Origin of the sequence: uncultured Phenylobacterium sp. (assembly GCF_902826855.1) — a bacterium.
In the GTDB taxonomy this organism is placed as follows: domain Bacteria; phylum Pseudomonadota; class Alphaproteobacteria; order Caulobacterales; family Caulobacteraceae; genus Phenylobacterium.
Map to the genome: position 1 here is coordinate 1 of NZ_CADEGK010000090.1, position 17,948 is coordinate 17,948.

Below are 17,948 nucleotides of genomic sequence, written 5' to 3' on the forward strand. Positions count from 1 at the left end.
TTCTGACACCCCGGCGGCCAGTGCCGCGTCGTACGCCCGCCGCATCTGCTGGTCCAGGGCGGCTAAGCGTGGGTCGGCACAGACCATCGCTCGTGCTCGGGTCGGGGCGTTGCGGCAGTTGTAGCTCGTCTGCGTCGACGCGTCGGCGAAGTCTCTAGGAACAGCAGCGGGTGCGGCGGCGGGCGGCGGGTCACGGGGCGGGGCCACGGCCCGCGGACCCCCGCTGGCCGGCGGCCGGATGGTCAACGTCTCTGGCTGCGCCGATGCGGACGCCGCAGGAGGCGAGTTCTCAGCCGCGGCGGCCGCCGTGTCGGTGGCTCGGCCCGTCGGCGGCGGCGAGGTCAAGCGACGGGACGCGAGGTCAGGCGGTAGGACTTCTAGACGTGGGCCCGTCATCGGCGGTGGAGCGGGAGGGGCGACCTCAGCGAGCTCCACCTCCATTTGGGCGGGGAGGGCCGTGGCGGCTGTACCGTTTGGCAGGGCGACCTTCGCGGCTACAGGTGCTCGCTCCGGCTTCCCGTCCGGGACAACGCGGCCCAGCCAGAATCCACCGGCTACCGCAAAGGCAACGCCTGCCGCGGCCACGAAGCGACCAATTTGCCAGCCCCGGTCGCGCTCAAGTTCAGCCTCGGCCGGAGCATAGGCGGGATCGCCCGCATCCCCGTCGAGATCGGGATCGTCTGCATAGGAGTGGAAGCCCGCGAAGCGTGCCGGCAGGTGCGTTGCGTCGGTCTCTTCTAGGCCCCGAGGCGTGGCGTCCGCGTAGGCACGGAAGCCCTCGAAACGGAGTCCTGGGTCATGCCCGTTCCCACTGTCAGCAACCATGCCAAGCTCGCCCTTTGCAGGCCCCTCGCCTGCTCAAGTGTCGAGCCAGCGCGAGGGTTGCGAGCGGTGGGCCAAAAAGGACGCTTGCACGAAGGTCTCTTTTCCTCGCGACCGAACCTTGCGCAACGACTCGCAGACCTCGCCTCGCACCGCCGGCCCTGCCCGGCCGGGCGTGGCCAGCTTCAGATGCTGAGGGCACGAACCGTGCCGGCGGCAGTGGCGGGGGCGCTTGCGGGCCACTGGAACCTCCAGGAGTAGCGTCAGTTCAGTCGCTCGGCGCTAACAGCATCAGGCTCATCCAGGTCGCCGCGCCGCGAGTGAAGCATGACCCCGCCCCTATGCCCCAACTGCAAACGTCCGCTCGACAAGGTTCGACCCGTCCGCGTTAGCACTGAGACGGATGACGTGCGGTGGGTCGGCCGAACGCCTGACGCGCTGGGTTTTGTGTGCATCTCCTGCGGCGTGCTTGTGCCGCTAGCATCACCAGGAGAGAGGGACGACCGGTAGATCCCTGGGTGTGTGGTCCCGGTGTGTGGGGACTCAGTCTAGCCGAGTGCTCGCACCGGGCGGAGCTACGGGCCAGATACTCCACGGCAGCGCCACGACCAGGAAGCGGAGCTTTCTCCACGGCACGGCCATGGGCCGAAGAAGCCCAGGTCCACGGCGCCAGCAGCCGAGGAGGAGGAGGAGGAGGCGATTGCGGTCGCCTTCCCAAAGCAAAAGCCGCTGAACGATTGCCTGTACGCCCTGCAGGCGACGATCCCGCACCTTACCGGCTTAGCCCTGCACCGCTGCTCCCTACGACTTCGCCAGACAGCTGAAGACCCTACGCGGCCTCACACCTTGCGAAGCCACCTGCAAAGCCTGGGTGGGCGAGCCCGACCCTTTCCTGGCTCGATCCGTCCACTTCACCTCGGGACTGACGTCGCCACTCTGATACCGCTGTTGCTCTCCGCGTTGCCCACACCGTGACCCGGGCGCACTAAGCGCCATCGTCAGTTGGCGCGTGCTTTGGGTGTCTTGGGCGTGGTCTCGGTGGCGGTGATCTGGGCACGGAGGTCTACGGCCATATCAACGAACTCGAAGAACGCCCTCCGCGTCATCGCTGCCCTGAACACCGGCAACAGCACCACGGAATCCGTCATCGCCAGCGGCGACATGAATGTCATCTGCACCGAGTCGCCTGGACCGGTGATGGCGCCGAATTGTGCGCTGTTGACCAGGACGGCTGGCAGATCACTAGCACTCTTCACGTGTAGTCGTCCCTTACTCGCCTGAGATCATCTGGGAGGCCACAACGCAGCAGACCCAATTCGGTGACCGGCCCTCTGCAAACCGCAAAGGGGGCATGTGTCCCTGGCCGCCTGCTGGCAAGCACGTGTAGGCGTAGAACGAATGGGGAATTTTGTTGTGGAGCCGCCCACCTCCCCGCGGCCATGAGCCAGCAGCGGACATTCTGAAGCTTGCAGGGGTGGTTAGGGGACTTTGGCGCGGGTCGCCTGCTGGTTGGGCGGTTTGACCAATGTCATGTCGACGTTCGCCGGTGCATGATTTCCTGAGCATGAACAAGGAGTCCCCATGCGCACGCGATTGACCGCACTCGCCCTTGCGATCGGCGTCACTGTCGGTGCCCCCGCGTCCGCCGCCACCGTCACCGGGACCTTCAGCCCGAGCGGCCCAGGCGAGGTTTCGCTTGCGATGTTGTTCCCGACCGACCCCGGCGTGTACGAGCTCAGCTTCGAGTTCTCCCGCCCTGGTGCGGGGCACATCTCTACTCACCTCATGGAGAGCTACGAATTCTACTACGCCGCGACGGGTGAGCACCTGGGCGGCGACGACCACCTGTACGACGAGGACGTGTTCTTCCCGGCCCCCACCTCTTACGGGTCCACCTTCTTCACGATCGGCCGCCCTTACAGCGTCACCACCGGCTTCGAGCGTACGGAGGGCTATTTCTGGAACGCCAAAGTCGGGCTGCGCGGCGCCTTTTCGGGGCCCGCCCAGGTGACCTACAGCTTCACGGTCGACCACATCCGCGACGTGCCCGAGCCCGCCACCTGGGCGCTGATGATCCTCGGCTTCGGCGGTGTTGGCATCGCTCTCCGCCGCCGCGAGACCCGGCGATTGATGACGACGGCGCACAAGTCAGGGACGGACTGCTCGCCTGACAGGGTGGCGATCGCCCCTGCCGCTGGCCCGGCCCGAGCGCGACACGGTAATGTTCACACTGGTAGTTATGGTTCCAGCGGGGCGTCGTCGTCGGCCCGTCGGTGGACGTCCCCGTTGGGTCGCGAACCGTCTTTGACGGCCTACCTGAGAGCCAGGCAAAGAGTGGGAGTTCGATGATGCCCACTTAATGATGACGCCGCCCGATGCCGGGTGCTCCGCGTCGGTGCCGCCGGGAGTGATCGGAAAGGCCGCGATACGCTCACTGTCCGGCAGAGGGCCCCCAGCGAGCAACTAAGAACGCACCTTGGCTTCGCTGACGGGGCGTGGCATCCGAACCGCGATCAGACGCCGAACTGATGCGGTTCGTGACCTATGTGTGACCTAGAAAACACTACCGGCCACGGCGTTCTCCTAAGTGTCTGATTTCGCTAGCGTGGCCCGGTAGCTCAGCCGGATAGAGCAGAGCTTTCCTAAAGCTAAGGTCGGGGGTTCGAGTCCCTCCCGGGCCGCCATCGCGTCCTTAACGCAGCAGGCGCAGCGGGTAGACGGTCATGCGGAACTGGAGGCCGTGGTCCTGCAGGTCCTTCTTCCCGGCGACCTCCACGTCCTTCAGCGCATGGCCGTAGGTGGCGCGCGCCGCGAACGCGTCGATCGGAGTCCAGGCCAGCGCCGCGCCGACGCTGAAGATCGACCGCTGGGGCTGTGGGGCGCGGTGGTTGCGCATGACTGCACCGTCGGCGAAGGCCGACACGGTGAACGCGCCCCAGTCGAACCCGCCGTCGCGGGCCCGGCCGCCGGCAAGACTGAGCGGCTGGGCGATCTCGACGGAGCCGACCAGGCCCTTGTCCGCCAGCAGCAGGTTCTCGCGATAGCCGCGCACGGTGGTTTCGCCGCCGGCCGAGATGCGCTCGCCGGAATAGAGGACGCCGTCGGCCCACTGGGCGTAGAGGCGGCTGCGCAGCTCCAGGCCCTTGGCCGAGAGGCGCCGCGCATAGTTCACCTGGGCCAGGATGGCGCGGAAATCCTGGTGCGGGTTGGCGATGCCCGGAACGTGTGAACGGGTGCCGTCCAGCCCCTGGGTGGCGGTCAGCGCGACGGCGAACACCTGGTCGACGTTGCGGACCAGATAGTCGCCGACCAGCCGCAGCGCCGTGTACTCGCTGCGCCCGTCGACGGAGCCCGGCGCGAAGGAGAACGGCTGGCCCAGGAGCTCGGTGCGCGTTGTGCGGTGGGCGACTTCAAAGCCGGCGGTCAGGGTGCGCGCCGGCGACCAGCGGCCAGCCCGCGTTGCCGGCAGCAGCGGCGCGTCGATCAGCTTGCGGGTGAAGCCCACCTCGAAGGCCTTCTCACGCGCCTCGATATCGAGCGGCGCCAGGAGACTGTCGATGACGGCGGCGTCGTTGACCGCGGCCCGCACCGAGAACGCGTTGCGGTAGGACAGCAGCGGCATCACGTAGGCGACGGCCACGTCCGTGACCCCCTCGGTCAGCCCCGCCTCGCCACTGAGGATGTCGCCGGGACCCAGGACATTGCGGACCGATCCCCCGGCGGCGATGCGCTCGGCGCCGACCGCGGGCGATCGGTTGTTGGCGGCTGTGACATAGAGGTCGTAGCGGTCCTGCGGATAGACGCTGACCGCCAGACTGGCCTCGCCCGCACGGCGCCCGGGACGCAGGTCGGCGTTGATCGTGCGCACGAAGGGGTCCTCGGCCAGCAGCCGGAAGTCGCGCTCCAGGTCCACCGCGCTCAGCGGGCGCCGCGCTGCGGCCGCCATGCGCTGGCGTACGAAGTCGGCGTCCAGCCCCTTGGCGCCGCCGCCCTGCCACTCGACGCTGAGGGCTGGCTCGCCGTCGGCCGGCGGGGCGAGGCCGCCGTAGATCATCCTCAGCTCCAGGACGGCGGGGTCGGCGGAGGGGCGCACGACGAGGCCGGAATTTATGAAGCCCGCGCCGAGGTAGGCGCGGTTGATCACCTGGACCAGGGCCAGGGCGCGGCCGACGCCGCCTTCGCCGGGCAGGCGGTTGAGAGCGAACTGACGGCGGACCCACGCCTCGTCGAGGGCTTCGCCGGGCGCATGTTCGAGGCGCAGGTCCGCGTCGGCCTCGCCGCCGGGCCGCCAGCCGCGCGGAGGCCTCGCCGGGCCGTGCGGCCCATCGCTGGCGACGCGGACGTCCCGCAACGGCGAGGTATCGGCAGGCGCCGTACCCGGCGCCCGGGTCACGCTCGGCGGCGGGACCAGGCCGGGCGTGGGCCGGGCGTAGTCCGGCTGCTGCGGCGTCGCGCGCGGCCCCGTCCGGCCCTCCAAGTCGGGGACAGCAGGCTGGGCGCTGAGCGCAGCCGGCGCGGCTGCGGCGAGCAGGGCGCCGAGCGCCAGAACATGCGGCCTCAAGGGCAGGCTCCGGGCGAGGCGGGCGGCGCCGGCGTGGGCCCTGCTCCTTCGGTTTCGCGCACATACGGGCCCACTGGCCGCGAGATGAGCTGACTCACCGCGCCGGCGGAACGCGCCGCCGGACACTGGCCACGCAACACCTTGGAGGCGTCGAGCACGGACAGGTCGCGGCTGACGACCCCGCTGGAGACGTCGTAGAGGCCGGTCTCCAGCCGTATCTCGCCATCGACGGCCACGACGTTGGACCGGTCGGTGGAGTTGATGAAGTAGCGGCTCTGGATCACCACGTTGGCGCCCGCCTGCTGGCCCAGCGCCAGGATGCTCCCGCCGTTGGAGACGATGGCGAGCGGTGAGGCGATGGTGATCCGCCCACCGGTGCCGGGGCCGGACGACGTCTCGATGGAGCCCGGCAGGTCCGCTCCCTCCAGGGTCAGGATTGAACCCGACGGAAGGCGCAGGTCGATCTCGCCCGCGGCGCCGGCCTGCGAGTTGGTCAGGATTGCGCCACCGTTGGCGATGCGAATGCCGGCAGCGTCCACGAAGATCGACCCCGCGTCACCAGCCCCTTCGGCCTCATTGGAGCTGGAGATTCCCGACCCCGCCCCTTCGATCGTGAGCGAGCCTACGGTGATGTCGATCTGCCCGGCCATGTTGGCGTTGGTCGACACCGTGGAGATCCCTCCGGCATTGGTCAGCGAAATGGCGTCCGCCTCGATGAACAGCGCATTCGAGGCCCCGGTAGCGCCCTCGTCTGACGCCGAGCTGATCAGGCCGCCCTCGACGATGAGCGTCTGCGCCGCGATGGCGACGCTCCCGGCATTGCCGTCGCCGGCGGTCGAGGTCGAGACCCGCGAGAGGTCGCCTACCGACAGGGTGTCGGCGAAGATTGCGACCGTTCCGGCGTTGCCGACGGAACCGACCAGGGCTTCCGACGAGATCGTCCCGCCATCAACCAGTGTAAGGGCGCGGGCCTCGACGAGAATATTGCCGGCATCGCCGTTGCTGAACGTGCCGGAGCGGATGAACCCTTCGTTGGCGAAGACCACGCTGTCGGCCCGCACCGTCACGTCACCGCCCTTGCCGAAATCGTAGGTGTCCGAGGAGATGAAGCCGCGCATGTCCACCTTCAACGACTTGGCGTCGATGGTGACCGTGCCCGCGTCGCCGCCGCCCAGTCCATCGGAGCTGATGTAGGTGAGGTCGGAGCCACCATTACCGACCACCTGCAGGTCCTCTGCCGTGACCGACACGTCACCGGCCCGACCAATGCCCATGGTATCCGCGGCCACGTAGGAGCCGTCCTGCACAAGCAACGATCCGGTGCGGATGGTGACGGGTCCGCCGGCGCCGTCGCTGAAGGCGTTGGAGGAGACATAACCCTGGTCACGCAGGACGATGGATCGGGCTTCGATAGTCACGCCGCCGGCGTCACCGGCGCCAAGGGTGTCCGAGGAGATGAACGTGAACATGCGACCCTGTCCCGCCACCAGGAGATCTCCGGTGCGGATCACAACATTGCCGGCGTCGCCGGGCGTCCGGGTGTCGGAGGTGATCGTCGCATCGGTCAAGGTCAGGCTCGTCGCATCCACGCTGACGGTGCCGGACCCACCTGTGCCTTCCTGCGCGGTCGACCGGATCGTGGCGCCGTCCTCCAGCAGGATCTCGCCCGCCCGGATGGTGACATTGCCCGCCGCGCCTTGGTCGAATGTGTCGGACGTGATCGCGGCGCTGAAATCGAGGTGGATCGACCCCGCTTCAACGGTCACGTCCCCGGCGTCGCCCGTAAACACGACGGCATCCGACGAGATCGCGCCGTTGCTCATCCGAAAGTCGCCGGTCGCCTTGATCGAGACCGCGCCACCATCGCCATCCCCGAAGGTGTCTGAGTTGATCCGGGTGTCATCGAGGGTGACGTTGCCGCCGGAGACCTCCACGACGCCGCCCTGCGCCTGCCCACGGGAGGCCGAGGTGATGTCGGAGAGTCGGAACAGGATGTCACCGCTGGCCGAGATCCGAACCCTGCCCTGATCGCCCGTGATCGCCCCCTGCGATTCCGCTTCCAGGCGGACCTCGTCGAAGACGATGTCACCGCCGTCGACGGTCACCTGACCCGCGGCGCCGCCGGCGAACGAGTTTGAGTCGATGAATACGCCTCCAAGGTAGAGGTCGGGCGCGCGCAAGGTGATCACGCCGGCGGCTTCATCGCTGAACGTCGAGGCGGTGAGGATGGACCCGAAGATCTCGAGGCTGGTGTCACCCGCAATGGTGAGGTTGCCCGACGCGGTGGCTCCACCCGGGCTGGAGCCATAGGACCCGCCGGATATGGAGATGCGGTCGCCGAGGATCGCCACGTCGCCGGGGGAGCCGGCGCCCAGCGCGCCCGTGATGCCGACCGCCTCGACAAGCTCCAGGTCCTCAGCGGCCAGGATGACGTCGCCGCCTGCCCCAGCCCCGAAACCCTGCGATATGGCGATCACGTTCGTACCCAGCAGAGTCCCGGCGACCACCTCAATGTCGCCCCCCACGCCCGCGCCAGCCGCATTGGAGGACAGCGTCACATCCGTGAGGGTGATGGTGTCGGCGTCGAGCGAAAGCCGGCCGCCATCGCCCTGGTCGGCCAGTGTGTAGAGGATGCCCCCGGTGGCCTGGATGTCTCCGGCCAGGATACTGACGTCGCCGCCTCGGGCGACACCGCGGGTCGCGGCGCCGATCGTGCCGGAGTTTGACAGTCGCACGACGCCGGCCTGGACCAGGACGTCACCACCGCGGGTCGGCCCGCCGGTATCGGAAGCCAGGGTGGCCCCGTTCAGGCTAACTGTGCCTCCACCGACGCGTAGAGGGCGGCTCACGCCAGCGCCCGGGGTCGTGGCGATGAGGCTGTCTTGGATTTCCACCGCTCCCGCGCCCCCGGCGCCGGCCAGTGGGTCGGCCAGGCCGACTGTGGCGGCGCCACCGCCCACCGCGATCAGGTCGAGGCCGCTGACAAAGAACTGGCTGCCGTCGACACGCACGTCGGAGGCCGTCAGCGACAAGGCCGCTACGGCGCCCGGCGTGAAGGTGTCGCGCACGCCCTCCAATGAGATCGCCCCCTGCCCGCCCACGAAGCCGAAGCTCTCCGGCGCGGCCATCGAGAGGGTCGAGCCGTCCGGCGCGGCCACCGCGAACCGCGCGCCGTCGGCCAGGCGCAGCTCGCCGGCGGTCGAGAAGTAGGCCGCCCCCGGCACGTTCACCACGGCGCCGGCGGTGAAGACGATCCCTGCCGGGTTGATGAAGAAGAAGCTGGCGTTGGGGAGCGCGGTGGAATCGATCGTGCCGGCGATCGTCGAAGCCTGGCCGCCCGTCACCCGGTTGATGACGTTTCGCACCGCCGCCGCATCGCCGGCGCGCGTCCATTGGGCGGTGGCGCCCTGGCCGAGGCTGAATTGGGAGAAGCTGTGGAACAGGTTGGCGCCGGCGAGCGTGCCGCCGTCGACGGTGAACACCTGCCCCGACTGTGTGACGTTCGTGCCCAGCCCGCGGAGCCCCCCCACATCCGGCGTGATGGTGATCTGCGCCCAGCCCCAGGCGGGCACGAGAGCGAGCGCCGTGGTGGCGGCCAGGGCGTGGAGCCAGGCGCGGCGCCTCACCGCCAGGCTCCGATCAGGGTGAAAGCGGCCCAGATGTTCGGGTCGGCGTTCACGCCGCCGGCCTGGATCATCTCCATCTGTGCTTCCCGCAACGCCTCGCCCTTGGCCCGGCCGGCGCGGTAACGCTCGTAGAAGCTCTTCATCAGGGCCGCGGTGCCGATGTCGTTCACCGGCCACAGGGAGGCGATGGCGCTCTTGGCGCCCGCCTGCACTGCCGCGCCGGCCAGACCCATGCTGGCCTCGTCGTCCCCCACCGCCGTCTCGCAGGCGGAGAGCACCAGGAGGTCCAGTTCCTCGCCGCGGGTGCGGGCGTCCTGCAGGATCTGCCGCAGTTCGGAGAGCAGGATCACCTCGCCGTTGGCCACGATGAAGGCGCGGTCCGAGCGGCCGTTGAACGAGGCGTGGGTGGCCAGATGCAGCACGTCCACCGGCTCGCGGTTGAGCGCCTGGACCAGCTCTGCCTTCTTGAAGTTCTCCAACACCCGGGACCGCTCGATCCGCACCCCGTCGGTGACCGCCGCGAGCCGCGCCTCGGCGCCAGTGCCCTCCAGCTTCTCGAAGTAGCCGGCGGGCAGGCTGACCTCGAGTTCCAGCGACGCCGCCAGGAGCTGCTGGCCCTTGCCCCCGTCCTCGCCGCCTGGCTGGGAATAGGTCAGCGACGGCGCCACCGAAACCCGGGTCTTCTGGATCAGGTGACGGTCCTGTTCATCCAGCAGCACCGCGAACGGCAGGGCGCGCAACGCACCATCAGGCACGATGGCCAGCTGCGAACCGGGCTTCAGTTCGCCCTCGATCGGCTTGATCAGCAGGTCGTAGAGCTGGCGCGAGGCCGCCCGCCACCGGTCGTCGCTGTCGTAGGCGAGCGACAGCACCACTGTCTCCACCAGCTTGGCCACCGCCTGGCGGTCGACCGTGCGGTTGGGCGGCAGGCGGCGGAAGATGGCCGCCCCGCCGTGACCGCCGGCCACGTAAAGCAGCTCCAGCCGGTCGGCGAGCAGGATCGGGTAGAGAAGGACCTCGCCGGCGGCCAGGGTCTCGGGCTTCAGCGGATCTCTCGCCGGGATGCACTCGCTGCCGAACACACTCTGCAACTCGGCCTGACGGTAGGCCTCGACGATCTGCTGGGCGTCGCGGACGCGGACACGCTCCGCCGAGCCCTGCGCGCCGGCCAGCTGTACGTCCACCGCGCCTTGGAAGACGTTGCGCATATAGAGCGAGAAGGCTGTCTCCTCGGTGAGGGGATCGAAGCGGGGCAGCAGCGGCCGGATGGCTTCCAGGGCCTCGTAGGCGGCCAGGACGTGCTGCTCACGGTGCTGCGGATCGGCCTCCGCCAGCAGCAGCCGCCACTCCGGCAGCCGGGCCGGCAGGCTGCGCTGGCTCTCGAACAGCAGCGCCTGTTCCAGGAGCGCGCGGGCGCCGCGGTCATCGCCGGCCCGTAGCGCCATGCGCGCCGCCAGCGCAGCGGCGAACGCCTGGGCGGCAGAGTTATCGGGGCCCGCCTCGCGAATGGCGGCGATCACTGCGGCGAGCTCCGGCTGGGGATCGGGCCGGGCGTCGAGGGCGGCCATGGCCAGGCGGCCGCGGATCTCGGCGCGCAGGCCAGGGTCTGCGATGCCGCCGGCCAACGTCAGCCCGGAGGTCGCCGCGCGCCAGGCCTCGGCGCGGAACGGGACCGCGACGTCGGCGCTGGCCTCGGCGACGGCAAGGCGCAGGCGCGCCAGGCGCAGAAGGGCCAGCGCGGCGGTGCGGCTGTCGCCGGCAAGCGCCGCCTGCTCCGCCGAACAGCCTAGGGAGGCCAGCGACAGGGCGAGATTGGTGTTGGTCAAAACGGTGCGGCTGAGCAGCAGGTCGCAGGGACCGCCGGCGGCGCTCTCCGCCTGCTCGGCGTTGCGCGCCGCCGCCGTGGAGCCGCGCGTCGTCCGACTTCCCCCCCGCGCCCCGGCGACGGTAGGTCCGGCCAGCGACACAAGGCCGAGGCGATAGGCTGCGATCGAGGCGGTGTCCTGCAGGCCCGCGCCGCGGGCGATCCGGAAAGCGCCCAGGAGGTACGACTGGGCCTGAAGCTGGCTGCCCTGCGGGCTCACCCGCATCAGTTCGCCCGCGGCCGCGCAGTACTCCGCCATGGCGGCCGGCGAAGGCTGGCCGCCGGAACCCGTGGGCGGATCGAGGGTCGGCGCCAGGTCCTGGTACGGATCGGCGGCCCCGCGCCGGGCCAACCGCGTCTCCGTCGCGGCCGCCGCCTGGCGGAGCGCGTCGGTGGTGGGGAACGCTGTCACCTCGGTGGCGTAGGGACTGCAGGCGCGGTCGGAGAAGGCGGCCTGCGCAGCGCCCGCCCAGCCCGCCGCCAGCAGGAACCCCACCAGCGCGGCCGGTCTGGCCATCACTCGGACGACGCCGCCCCGAATCATACCCTCTTCCCCAAAGCCGTCGGCAGGGATTTTGCGGGTCAAGCTCCGCCAGCGCAAATGCCGAGTGCGGGCCAACCCCCAGCAACAACCTCTACAGCGTGATGGCCACCATGGCTCCATGCGGCGCGTGTCGGCTGCACGGCCAAGTCGCCCCTAGCGCCGGCTGGCGACCCAGCCAGTCAACAGGTCGGCCATCTCCTCGCGCTCCTGGCGGCTGTCCTCGAAGTAGTGAGCGCCCTTGATCATCTCGAGGCGCTTGGCGGACGTCCCGATGGCGTCGAAGATCTTCTGCGCGTCGGAAGGGAATACCCCCGTGTCGGCTAGGCTCTGCACCACCAGGCACGGCAGGTCGAATTTGGCGAGCTGGTCACCGCCCTGGCACTTCGAGGTCTCCAGGCTCCACATGGAGAGCCAGGAGCGCAGGGTGTTCGCTCGGCCGATGCTGGGCCGGGTGTTGGCCTGCGCCGGGTGTCCGGCATAGCACCATGGGGTCTTGCGATCGGAGGGATCAATCGACCCGTCCATGAACCTCAGGTCCCCCCAGCAGCGGAACAGCGGGAACAGCCGGTCCGGGATTCCGGCGGCGTTCAGGCGGACCAGCTCAGCTTTCGCCCAATCGGTGATGGCCTGGTTGCGGGCCCGCTGCGCGGCGCGATAACGGGCGATGAAGGGCTCCGTATAGGGCGGGCCGTTGTCCGGATTGAAGGGGTTGAGGCTTTCGTCGGTCGCGACGGGGTCCGTCTCGTCGATGACTGAGGCGTCCATCCAGCTGGTCAGCACCTCGGGACGGCCTTGGTGGGCATTGAGTGAAATATAGAGGTCGGCTTTGGGCAGGGCGTGCAGCGCCTCGCGCCCAGGTCCCTTCAGCAGCTCGCCCAGGGTGGGCTGGGTGGCCTCGGCCTGGTAGGCGCCCGTCAGCGAGCCACCGCCGGAATTGCCGAGGATGACGATCGTCTCCACGCCCCGCGCCCGCAGCCAGCGCATCCCTTCGCCGATGTCGATCACCGCGTGCTCCAGCAGGAACTGGTCCTCCGCGCCCCGGTAGCGGGTGTTCCAGCCGAGGAAGCCGTAACCGCGCGTGGCCAGGTAGGGGGCGATGTAGTGCTCGGAGAAGTCGACGTTGTAGTGCGTCGCGATGAAGGCGGTCCGTGGCCGCTCTCCCTTGGGGGTGGTGTAGATCCCCTGGCAGGGATGACCGCCCGCCTGGATGCGCGGGGCGGTGGGCGAAGTCACGCCGATGAACTCCCGATCCACCTTGGCCATCAAGTCGCTATCGTCCATGCGCCCTTCTCTCCCATCCCGTCGCGCGGCGCGGATACCGGCATCCGCTCCGCGATCGCCGCCGTACGTTAACCGTCCCATCAATGTATGGCGTGGCGTCCGGCGTGCGATACGGACTAGGTTGACGGTGTGCCGCGTTTGCAACACGTTTTACCGGCGTCGCCGCCCGTGGCTGCGCCGATGGGGGGACGGGCCCGGCCTTGCAGGCCGGCCGTCGGCTACGCCGCTTGATGCTCAGGGACGAAACCGCCAATTCCGTGCGCTCGGCCCTCGCCCGAGGCGACCTGCTTGCTGCCTATGACGAGGTTACCCAGGGTAAGGAACAGGGTCACAAGGGGCTGGACTACCTAGAGGTCCTGACGCTGGCGCGGCTCGGCGACACGGAGCGCGGCCTGCGTCTCTACGAAGCGTACGGGCTGGCCGCGATGGGCGACGTCGACGCGCTCTCGCTGAAAGCGCGGTTGCTGAAGGACCAGGCCTTCGCCGCGGGCCCGAAGCTGGACACCGACAAGGTGCTGGAGGCCTGCGGCCTCTATGCCGCAGTCTATCGGCGTACCCGCTCCAGCTATCCAGCCATCAACGCCGCGACCCTCGCCAAGATCGCCGGGCGCACCGCGCTCGCCTCGGGCCTCGCGCGCGAGGTGGTGCGCCAGGTCAGCGCCGAGGGCCGCCAGGACTATTTTTCCCTGGCCACACTGGCGGAGGCGCTGGTGGTGCTGGGCGATCTGACGGAGGCTGAGGCCACCCTGACCCAGGCGGTCCAGGCCCCCGACGCCGACGTCGGTTCGCGCTCGACCACTTTCCTTCAGCTGCAGCGCCTGGTCGCGGCCGCTGGCGGCTCGGCCGCCGGAAGCACGCTGTTGGAACCCATCCGGCCGCCCAAGGTGGCGATGTTCTGCGGCAACATATTCATCGGCGACCGAGGCCTGGAGGCCAAGCTGGCCGACGAGGTGGCCGCGGTGATCCGCCGCGAGAAGGTTGGCTTCGGCTACGGGGCCCTGGCGGCGGGCAGCGACATCATCATCGCAGAACAGCTGCTGGACGCGGGCGCGGAACTGCACATCGTCCTGCCCTTCGCAGAGGTGGACTTCGTCGCACAGTCGGTGGCCCCCTCAGGCGACGCCTGGGTTCGCCGGTACAAGGAATGCAAGACGCTGGCGACCACCATCACCTTCGCCAGCACCATGAGCTATGTGGGCGAGCAGGCCCAGTTCGCGTACGGCTCCAAGGTGACCATGGGCATGGCCCGCCTGCGGGCGCGCCACCTGAATGGCGAGGCGATCCAGTTGGCTATCGTGGAGGGCGCCGGGGCCGGCACGCTCTCCGGCTCCGACATCGCCGCGTGGCGGGCCGTAGGGGCCAAGTCCGAAGTGGTCACGACGCCCGAGCTGAAGCGGCCGGTCCTGCCCGCGCCGCCGCCGCGCAGCCACGTCAAGCGCGGCACCTACGGGATCATGTTCACGGACTTCCCGGGTTTCACGGGCCTCGACGAGCGGGTGCTGCCGATCTTCTGGCAAGAGGTGATGCTGCGCGCCGCCGCCACGCTGGAGCGCTATGCCGACGTGATCCGTGAGAGCAACACCTGGGGCGACGCGCTCTATGTGGTGTTTCAAGACGCCCGGTCGGCCGCCGCCGCCGCCCTCGACCTCTCGGACGAGTTCAGCCAGGTCGACACCAGGGCCCTGGGCGTGCCCGAGGGCACCGCCATGCGCATCGCGCTGCACTACGGCAGCACCTATTCCGGCTACGACCCGATCAGCCGGCGGACCACCTACTACGGCACCGAGGTGTCCCGCGCCGCGCGGATCGAGCCGGTGACGCCCTCGGGCAGCGTCTACGTGACCGAGCCGTTCGCGGCGGTGCTGGAGATGGAGAAGGACCATCTCTTCACCTGCAACTACGTGGGCAAGATGGCGCTGGCCAAGGGTTATGGCTCCTATCCGCTCTACCGACTGCGGCGCGACCCGACGGCGGGCCGCTAAGGCCGCCTCCCATGAGCTTCCTTGACTACGCTGCGCGCGGACACAACGCCGGTTGGCGCTATGTGCTGGCATTGAGCCTGGGCGTCATCCTGGGCATGTTTGTCGGCGCGCTGTTGGTAGTCGCCGTGCAGAGTTCGGGTATGCTACCCCGTGGCTGGCTGGTGGCGGCGCGGGATCCCGGCCAGCCTGTCAGCTTCTTCCTCTTCAACGGCGTCGTCTTCGGCCTGCTTCTGCTCGGCGTCGCGCTGGCCGTCCGGCGGATCCAGGGAAAGCGCCCGGCTGACCTCGTCGGCTGGTGGTCGTGGCGTCTCTTTGGACTGGGGGCCGGCGTCTGGCTCGTTGCGCTCACGGTGGCCGCGCTGGTCGATTTCGCCATCGCGCCATCTGGGTTCCGGTTCAGCGCCGGCGACGACACGCCGAGGCTGGTGGTGGCCGCGCTGGCCGGCCTGGCGATCCAGGTCTTCGCCGAGGAATTCATCTTCCGGGGGCACATCACCCAAGGCCTCATGCTGGCCATACGCAGGCCCCTTCCCGCCGCCCTGCTGAGCGGCGTCATCTTCGGCGCCATTCACATACCGAACGGAACGGTCCAGGCCGCCAGCGCGACTGCGTCCGGCGTTCTGCTGGCGCTCATCGCCATCAAGACCCGTGGGATCGCCTTCACCTCCGGGCTTCACCTGGTGAACAATGTCTTCGCCGCTGTCGTCGTGGTTTCTGCCGGCGACGTGTTCCGCGGCAGCCCAGGCTTCTTCTCGCAGGACACCCCGCACCTGATGTGGTGGGACACGGGCGTCGGGATCTTGCTGTTCCTGCTGGTGACGATCTTCGTCTACCGCAGACGTTGGCTGCCGGACCCTTCGGCCACGACTCAGGGCCCCTAGCCGGTCGTCCCGCCCAGGTTCGCGCATGTCGCGGCGCTGGACTTGGTGAAGCTGGCGTCAGCGCCCATGGTGTCCCTCAAGATGGCGAGGCCCGCCGCGCAGTCCTTGCGCGCTTCCGCCAAGCGCCCGGCTCTCGCCAACACCGTGGCGCGGTTGACCAGCAGATCGCCGTGGTTCGGATGTATCTGGCCGTAGCTGGCGTCGTAGTTGGCCTTGGCGTCGTCCAGGGTGGCTAGCGCCGCACGGGTGTCGCCGCGCTGCGACTCGATCAGCGCGAGGTATACGTCGGCGATGCCAATCAGATAGTGCGGGCCGCCGAACGCCTTGCGGTAGATAGCCACCGCCTCGGTCAGGGCGCGCTCAGCTTGCGGCAGCTTGCCCATGCCCTGCAGCACCTGGCCCTGGATCGACAGGGCGTCGGCGATGCTGGCGTTGTCCTTGTCCAGGACTGCGCGCTCGACCTTGAGCGCCATGGCGATCTGCCGCTCCGCCCGCACGAGTTTGCCAGCCAGGAAGGAGTTCTGCGCCAGAGCGAACCATGCCTTGCCGGTAAGTAGGTGATCGGCGCCCAGGGCCTTCTGGTTGATGGCCAGGGCCTCACTGAGCGACTTCTCCGCGGCGTCAAATTGGCCATCGTCGGAGAGCAGGAGGCCGCGACTGCTGAGTGTCAGGGCCACTCTCTCCGGCGGAGCGTCGGGCGTGGCGCGATAGAACGCCAGGGCCCGGTCAAAGGCGGCCACCCCCTCCCGCACCTTGGTGGCCGATGTCAGGATCGTGCCTTCGGTCAAGGCGGCGGCCGCGCGTGTGCCCGTGTTCTGTTTGAGGTCCGGGCCCAGCATCGCCTCGGCGCGCTTCACGGTCACCAGCGCCTTGTCCAGCGAACCCTGCTTCAGATAGGTCATGGCCAGAACGAGGAGCGCCTCGGCGCCGTCCTTACCCGCCTTCCTGATCGCGGGGTCCGAAGCCTCCACGGCAGTGCGCGCCTCGTTGAACAGGCTCAGATTGTTGTAAGCCCGGCCCAGAGTGCCGATCAGCCGCGCCTGGATAACCGGCTGGTCGGCCAGTTCGCGCTGGGCGCGCTCGGCGCTGCGTCCGAGGATGGTCAAGGCGGTGATCGTGCGCGGGTTGTCGGTGGCGGGGTTCGACAGCTCGAAGGTTCCGACCAGATAGTCGGCGGCGGCCTTGGCGGCGGCCGCTTCCTGCTGTGCGATCTCGCGTTGCCTGTTGGCCTCGATCCGCGCGGCGTTGGCGTAGAAGGCGAGCCCACCGGTGACAACCATCCCGGCCGCCGCGCCCGAGGCGACCAGCATCAGGCGACGCATCCGCCGCTGGGTCTCGCGCTGCACCAGCTCGTCGAGCTTGAGGCCGGTCAGGCCGGCAATCAGCTTCAGACGAGCGAGGCGCGGGCCGTCGGCGTCGGGTCGGAGGTCGGCCGCGATCGGCTCGGTGGGGACGTCGGTCAGTTCGCCATCGGGACCTAGCACGTAGCGCAGGGGCCGCGGGAAGCACTCGTCGTCCTCCTTGCCCGGCTGGCTGGAGCCATAGGGCGTGCCGTCGACGATCAGGGCCAGAAGGTTGCCCTCGCCGTGGGCGCGCTTGAACTGGATGATCTCCTGTTCGACCCAATGCGACTTGGCCGAGGCGGGCGAGCAGATGACGATCAGGAACATCGAGCCGCGAATGGCGGCCGAGAGCTGTGAACCCAGGTCGGACGAGGCGGGCAGTTCGTCGCGGTCGCGGAACACAGGCGTCAGTCGGCGAGGGACCTCGCCGACTGACGTGACCTTACCGATGAGCTTGGGTGGAATGCGATACGACTCCACCTCTCGGTGGAGTCGCCGCACGTGAGCCTTGTCACGATGGCTGTAGCTGATGAAGGCTCGGTAGCTGAACCCCTCGGGCAGCCCCCCTGCCCGTTTCCCGTCGTCCGCCATCGGCCCCTAGGCGTGGGCCCCCAGATTGCGGCGACGACGCAGCGTCGCACCGATCCCACCGAAGCCGATGATCAACATAGCCCAAGTCGCCGGTTCCGGAACACCACCGGGGCCAAACCTAAGCACGCCATTCTCGAAGACGGGCTTCTGGAACGTGATCGGGGTGAACCCTATCCCCGGGGGGCCGGTAAGCGGGTCTACCGCGCACGGCTCGTCCCCGACTATTGACCCTACCAATGCCCCCAACTCTATCGCCAGGACGCTGAACAGCGCGCCACCCCGTCCAATAGGATCACCAAACCCGGCGTAGCCGACGAGGCCGGCGCTGCACGGACCCTGCACTGCCCGACGCTGCCCGAGGTCCGAGTAGACGCTTGTCGTATAGGTGAGATTGTGAACGACTCCACCTGCGAGAGTGCGGATGACCGGCGTTTCCTTCCAATGGAAGCCGTA

Annotated in this window: 10 protein-coding genes, 1 tRNA gene and 1 pseudogene; 5 read left to right on the plus strand and 7 right to left on the minus strand. The window is 69.0% G+C overall.

Annotated elements, in window-relative coordinates:
- Positions 1-1,509 precede the first annotated feature (1,509 nt).
- Positions 1,510-1,620: pseudogene (locus QZV94_RS13470) on the plus strand (IS481 family transposase); the annotation flags it as partial.
- A gap of 200 nt (positions 1,621-1,820) precedes the next feature.
- On the opposite strand, the gene QZV94_RS13475 reads toward QZV94_RS13470, so the two are convergent.
- Positions 1,821-2,000, minus strand: a complete 180-nt coding sequence (locus tag QZV94_RS13475; protein WP_293678413.1) for a hypothetical protein — start codon at positions 1,998-2,000, stop codon at positions 1,821-1,823.
- Positions 2,001-2,403: 403 nt separating this feature from the next.
- On the opposite strand from QZV94_RS13475, the gene QZV94_RS13480 reads away from it, so the two are divergent.
- Together QZV94_RS13480 and QZV94_RS13485 are read left to right on the plus strand one after the other, a co-directional pair.
- Complete coding sequence (locus QZV94_RS13480) at positions 2,404-3,171, plus strand: PEPxxWA-CTERM sorting domain-containing protein (RefSeq protein WP_293678414.1); 768 nt, start codon at positions 2,404-2,406, stop codon at positions 3,169-3,171.
- A 258-nt stretch (positions 3,172-3,429) separates the two neighbouring features.
- Positions 3,430-3,506, plus strand: a tRNA-Arg gene (locus QZV94_RS13485).
- 8 nt (positions 3,507-3,514) lie between these two features.
- On the opposite strand, the gene QZV94_RS13490 is transcribed toward QZV94_RS13485, so the two are convergent.
- The 4 genes from QZV94_RS13490 to QZV94_RS13505 all read right to left on the minus strand — a co-directional run bounded on the left by QZV94_RS13490 (position 3,515) and on the right by QZV94_RS13505 (position 12,698).
- On the minus strand, positions 3,515-5,383 hold the full coding sequence (locus tag QZV94_RS13490) for a ShlB/FhaC/HecB family hemolysin secretion/activation protein (RefSeq protein ID WP_293678415.1): 1,869 nt from the start codon (positions 5,381-5,383) through the stop codon (positions 3,515-3,517).
- The gene (locus QZV94_RS13495) at positions 5,380-9,009 is read right to left on the minus strand and encodes a filamentous hemagglutinin N-terminal domain-containing protein (protein WP_293678416.1); all 3,630 of its coding nucleotides are present in this window, start codon (positions 9,007-9,009) and stop codon (positions 5,380-5,382) included. Before QZV94_RS13495 ends, QZV94_RS13490 begins: the two co-directional genes overlap by 4 nt.
- Positions 9,006-11,390, minus strand: coding sequence for a CHAT domain-containing protein (locus QZV94_RS13500; RefSeq protein WP_293678417.1), 2,385 nt, complete (start codon positions 11,388-11,390; stop codon positions 9,006-9,008). The genes QZV94_RS13495 and QZV94_RS13500 overlap by 4 nt, the downstream gene beginning before the upstream one ends.
- 180 nt (positions 11,391-11,570) lie before the next feature.
- Positions 11,571-12,698 (minus strand): alpha/beta hydrolase, encoded by a 1,128-nt coding sequence (locus QZV94_RS13505; protein ID WP_293678418.1) that lies wholly within the window; start codon positions 12,696-12,698, stop codon positions 11,571-11,573.
- 230 nt (positions 12,699-12,928) lie between these two features.
- Between QZV94_RS13505 and QZV94_RS13510 the strand changes: the two genes are divergently transcribed.
- Complete coding sequence (locus QZV94_RS13510; protein ID WP_293678419.1) at positions 12,929-14,680, plus strand: adenylate/guanylate cyclase domain-containing protein; 1,752 nt, start codon at positions 12,929-12,931, stop codon at positions 14,678-14,680.
- An 11-nt stretch (positions 14,681-14,691) separates the two neighbouring features.
- Entirely contained in the window at positions 14,692-15,561 is an 870-nt protein-coding gene (locus tag QZV94_RS13515) for a CPBP family intramembrane glutamic endopeptidase (protein WP_293678420.1), read from the plus strand.
- Here the strand turns inward: QZV94_RS13515 and QZV94_RS13520 are convergent.
- Complete coding sequence (locus QZV94_RS13520; RefSeq protein WP_293678421.1) at positions 15,558-17,495, minus strand: tetratricopeptide repeat protein; 1,938 nt, start codon at positions 17,493-17,495, stop codon at positions 15,558-15,560. The two genes, QZV94_RS13515 and QZV94_RS13520, sit on opposite strands and share 4 nt — an antisense overlap.
- A 6-nt stretch (positions 17,496-17,501) precedes the next feature.
- The coding region (locus QZV94_RS13525) for a PEPxxWA-CTERM sorting domain-containing protein (RefSeq protein ID WP_293678422.1) at positions 17,502-17,948 on the minus strand (447 nt) is incomplete at its 5' end.

What these genes read in the sequence shown, in the direction of transcription:
- QZV94_RS13480 (WP_293678414.1), top strand. Translation starts at nt 2,404, where the DNA reads ATGCGCACGCGATTGACCGCACTCGCCCTTGCGATCGGCGTCACTGTC.
- QZV94_RS13500 (WP_293678417.1), bottom strand. Translation starts at nt 11,390, where the DNA reads ATGGCCAGACCGGCCGCGCTGGTGGGGTTCCTGCTGGCGGCGGGCTGG.
- QZV94_RS13505 (WP_293678418.1), bottom strand. Translation starts at nt 12,698, where the DNA reads ATGGACGATAGCGACTTGATGGCCAAGGTGGATCGGGAGTTCATCGGC.
- QZV94_RS13510 (WP_293678419.1), top strand. Translation starts at nt 12,929, where the DNA reads ATGCTCAGGGACGAAACCGCCAATTCCGTGCGCTCGGCCCTCGCCCGA.
- QZV94_RS13515 (WP_293678420.1), top strand. Translation starts at nt 14,692, where the DNA reads ATGAGCTTCCTTGACTACGCTGCGCGCGGACACAACGCCGGTTGGCGC.
- QZV94_RS13520 (WP_293678421.1), bottom strand. Translation starts at nt 17,495, where the DNA reads ATGGCGGACGACGGGAAACGGGCAGGGGGGCTGCCCGAGGGGTTCAGC.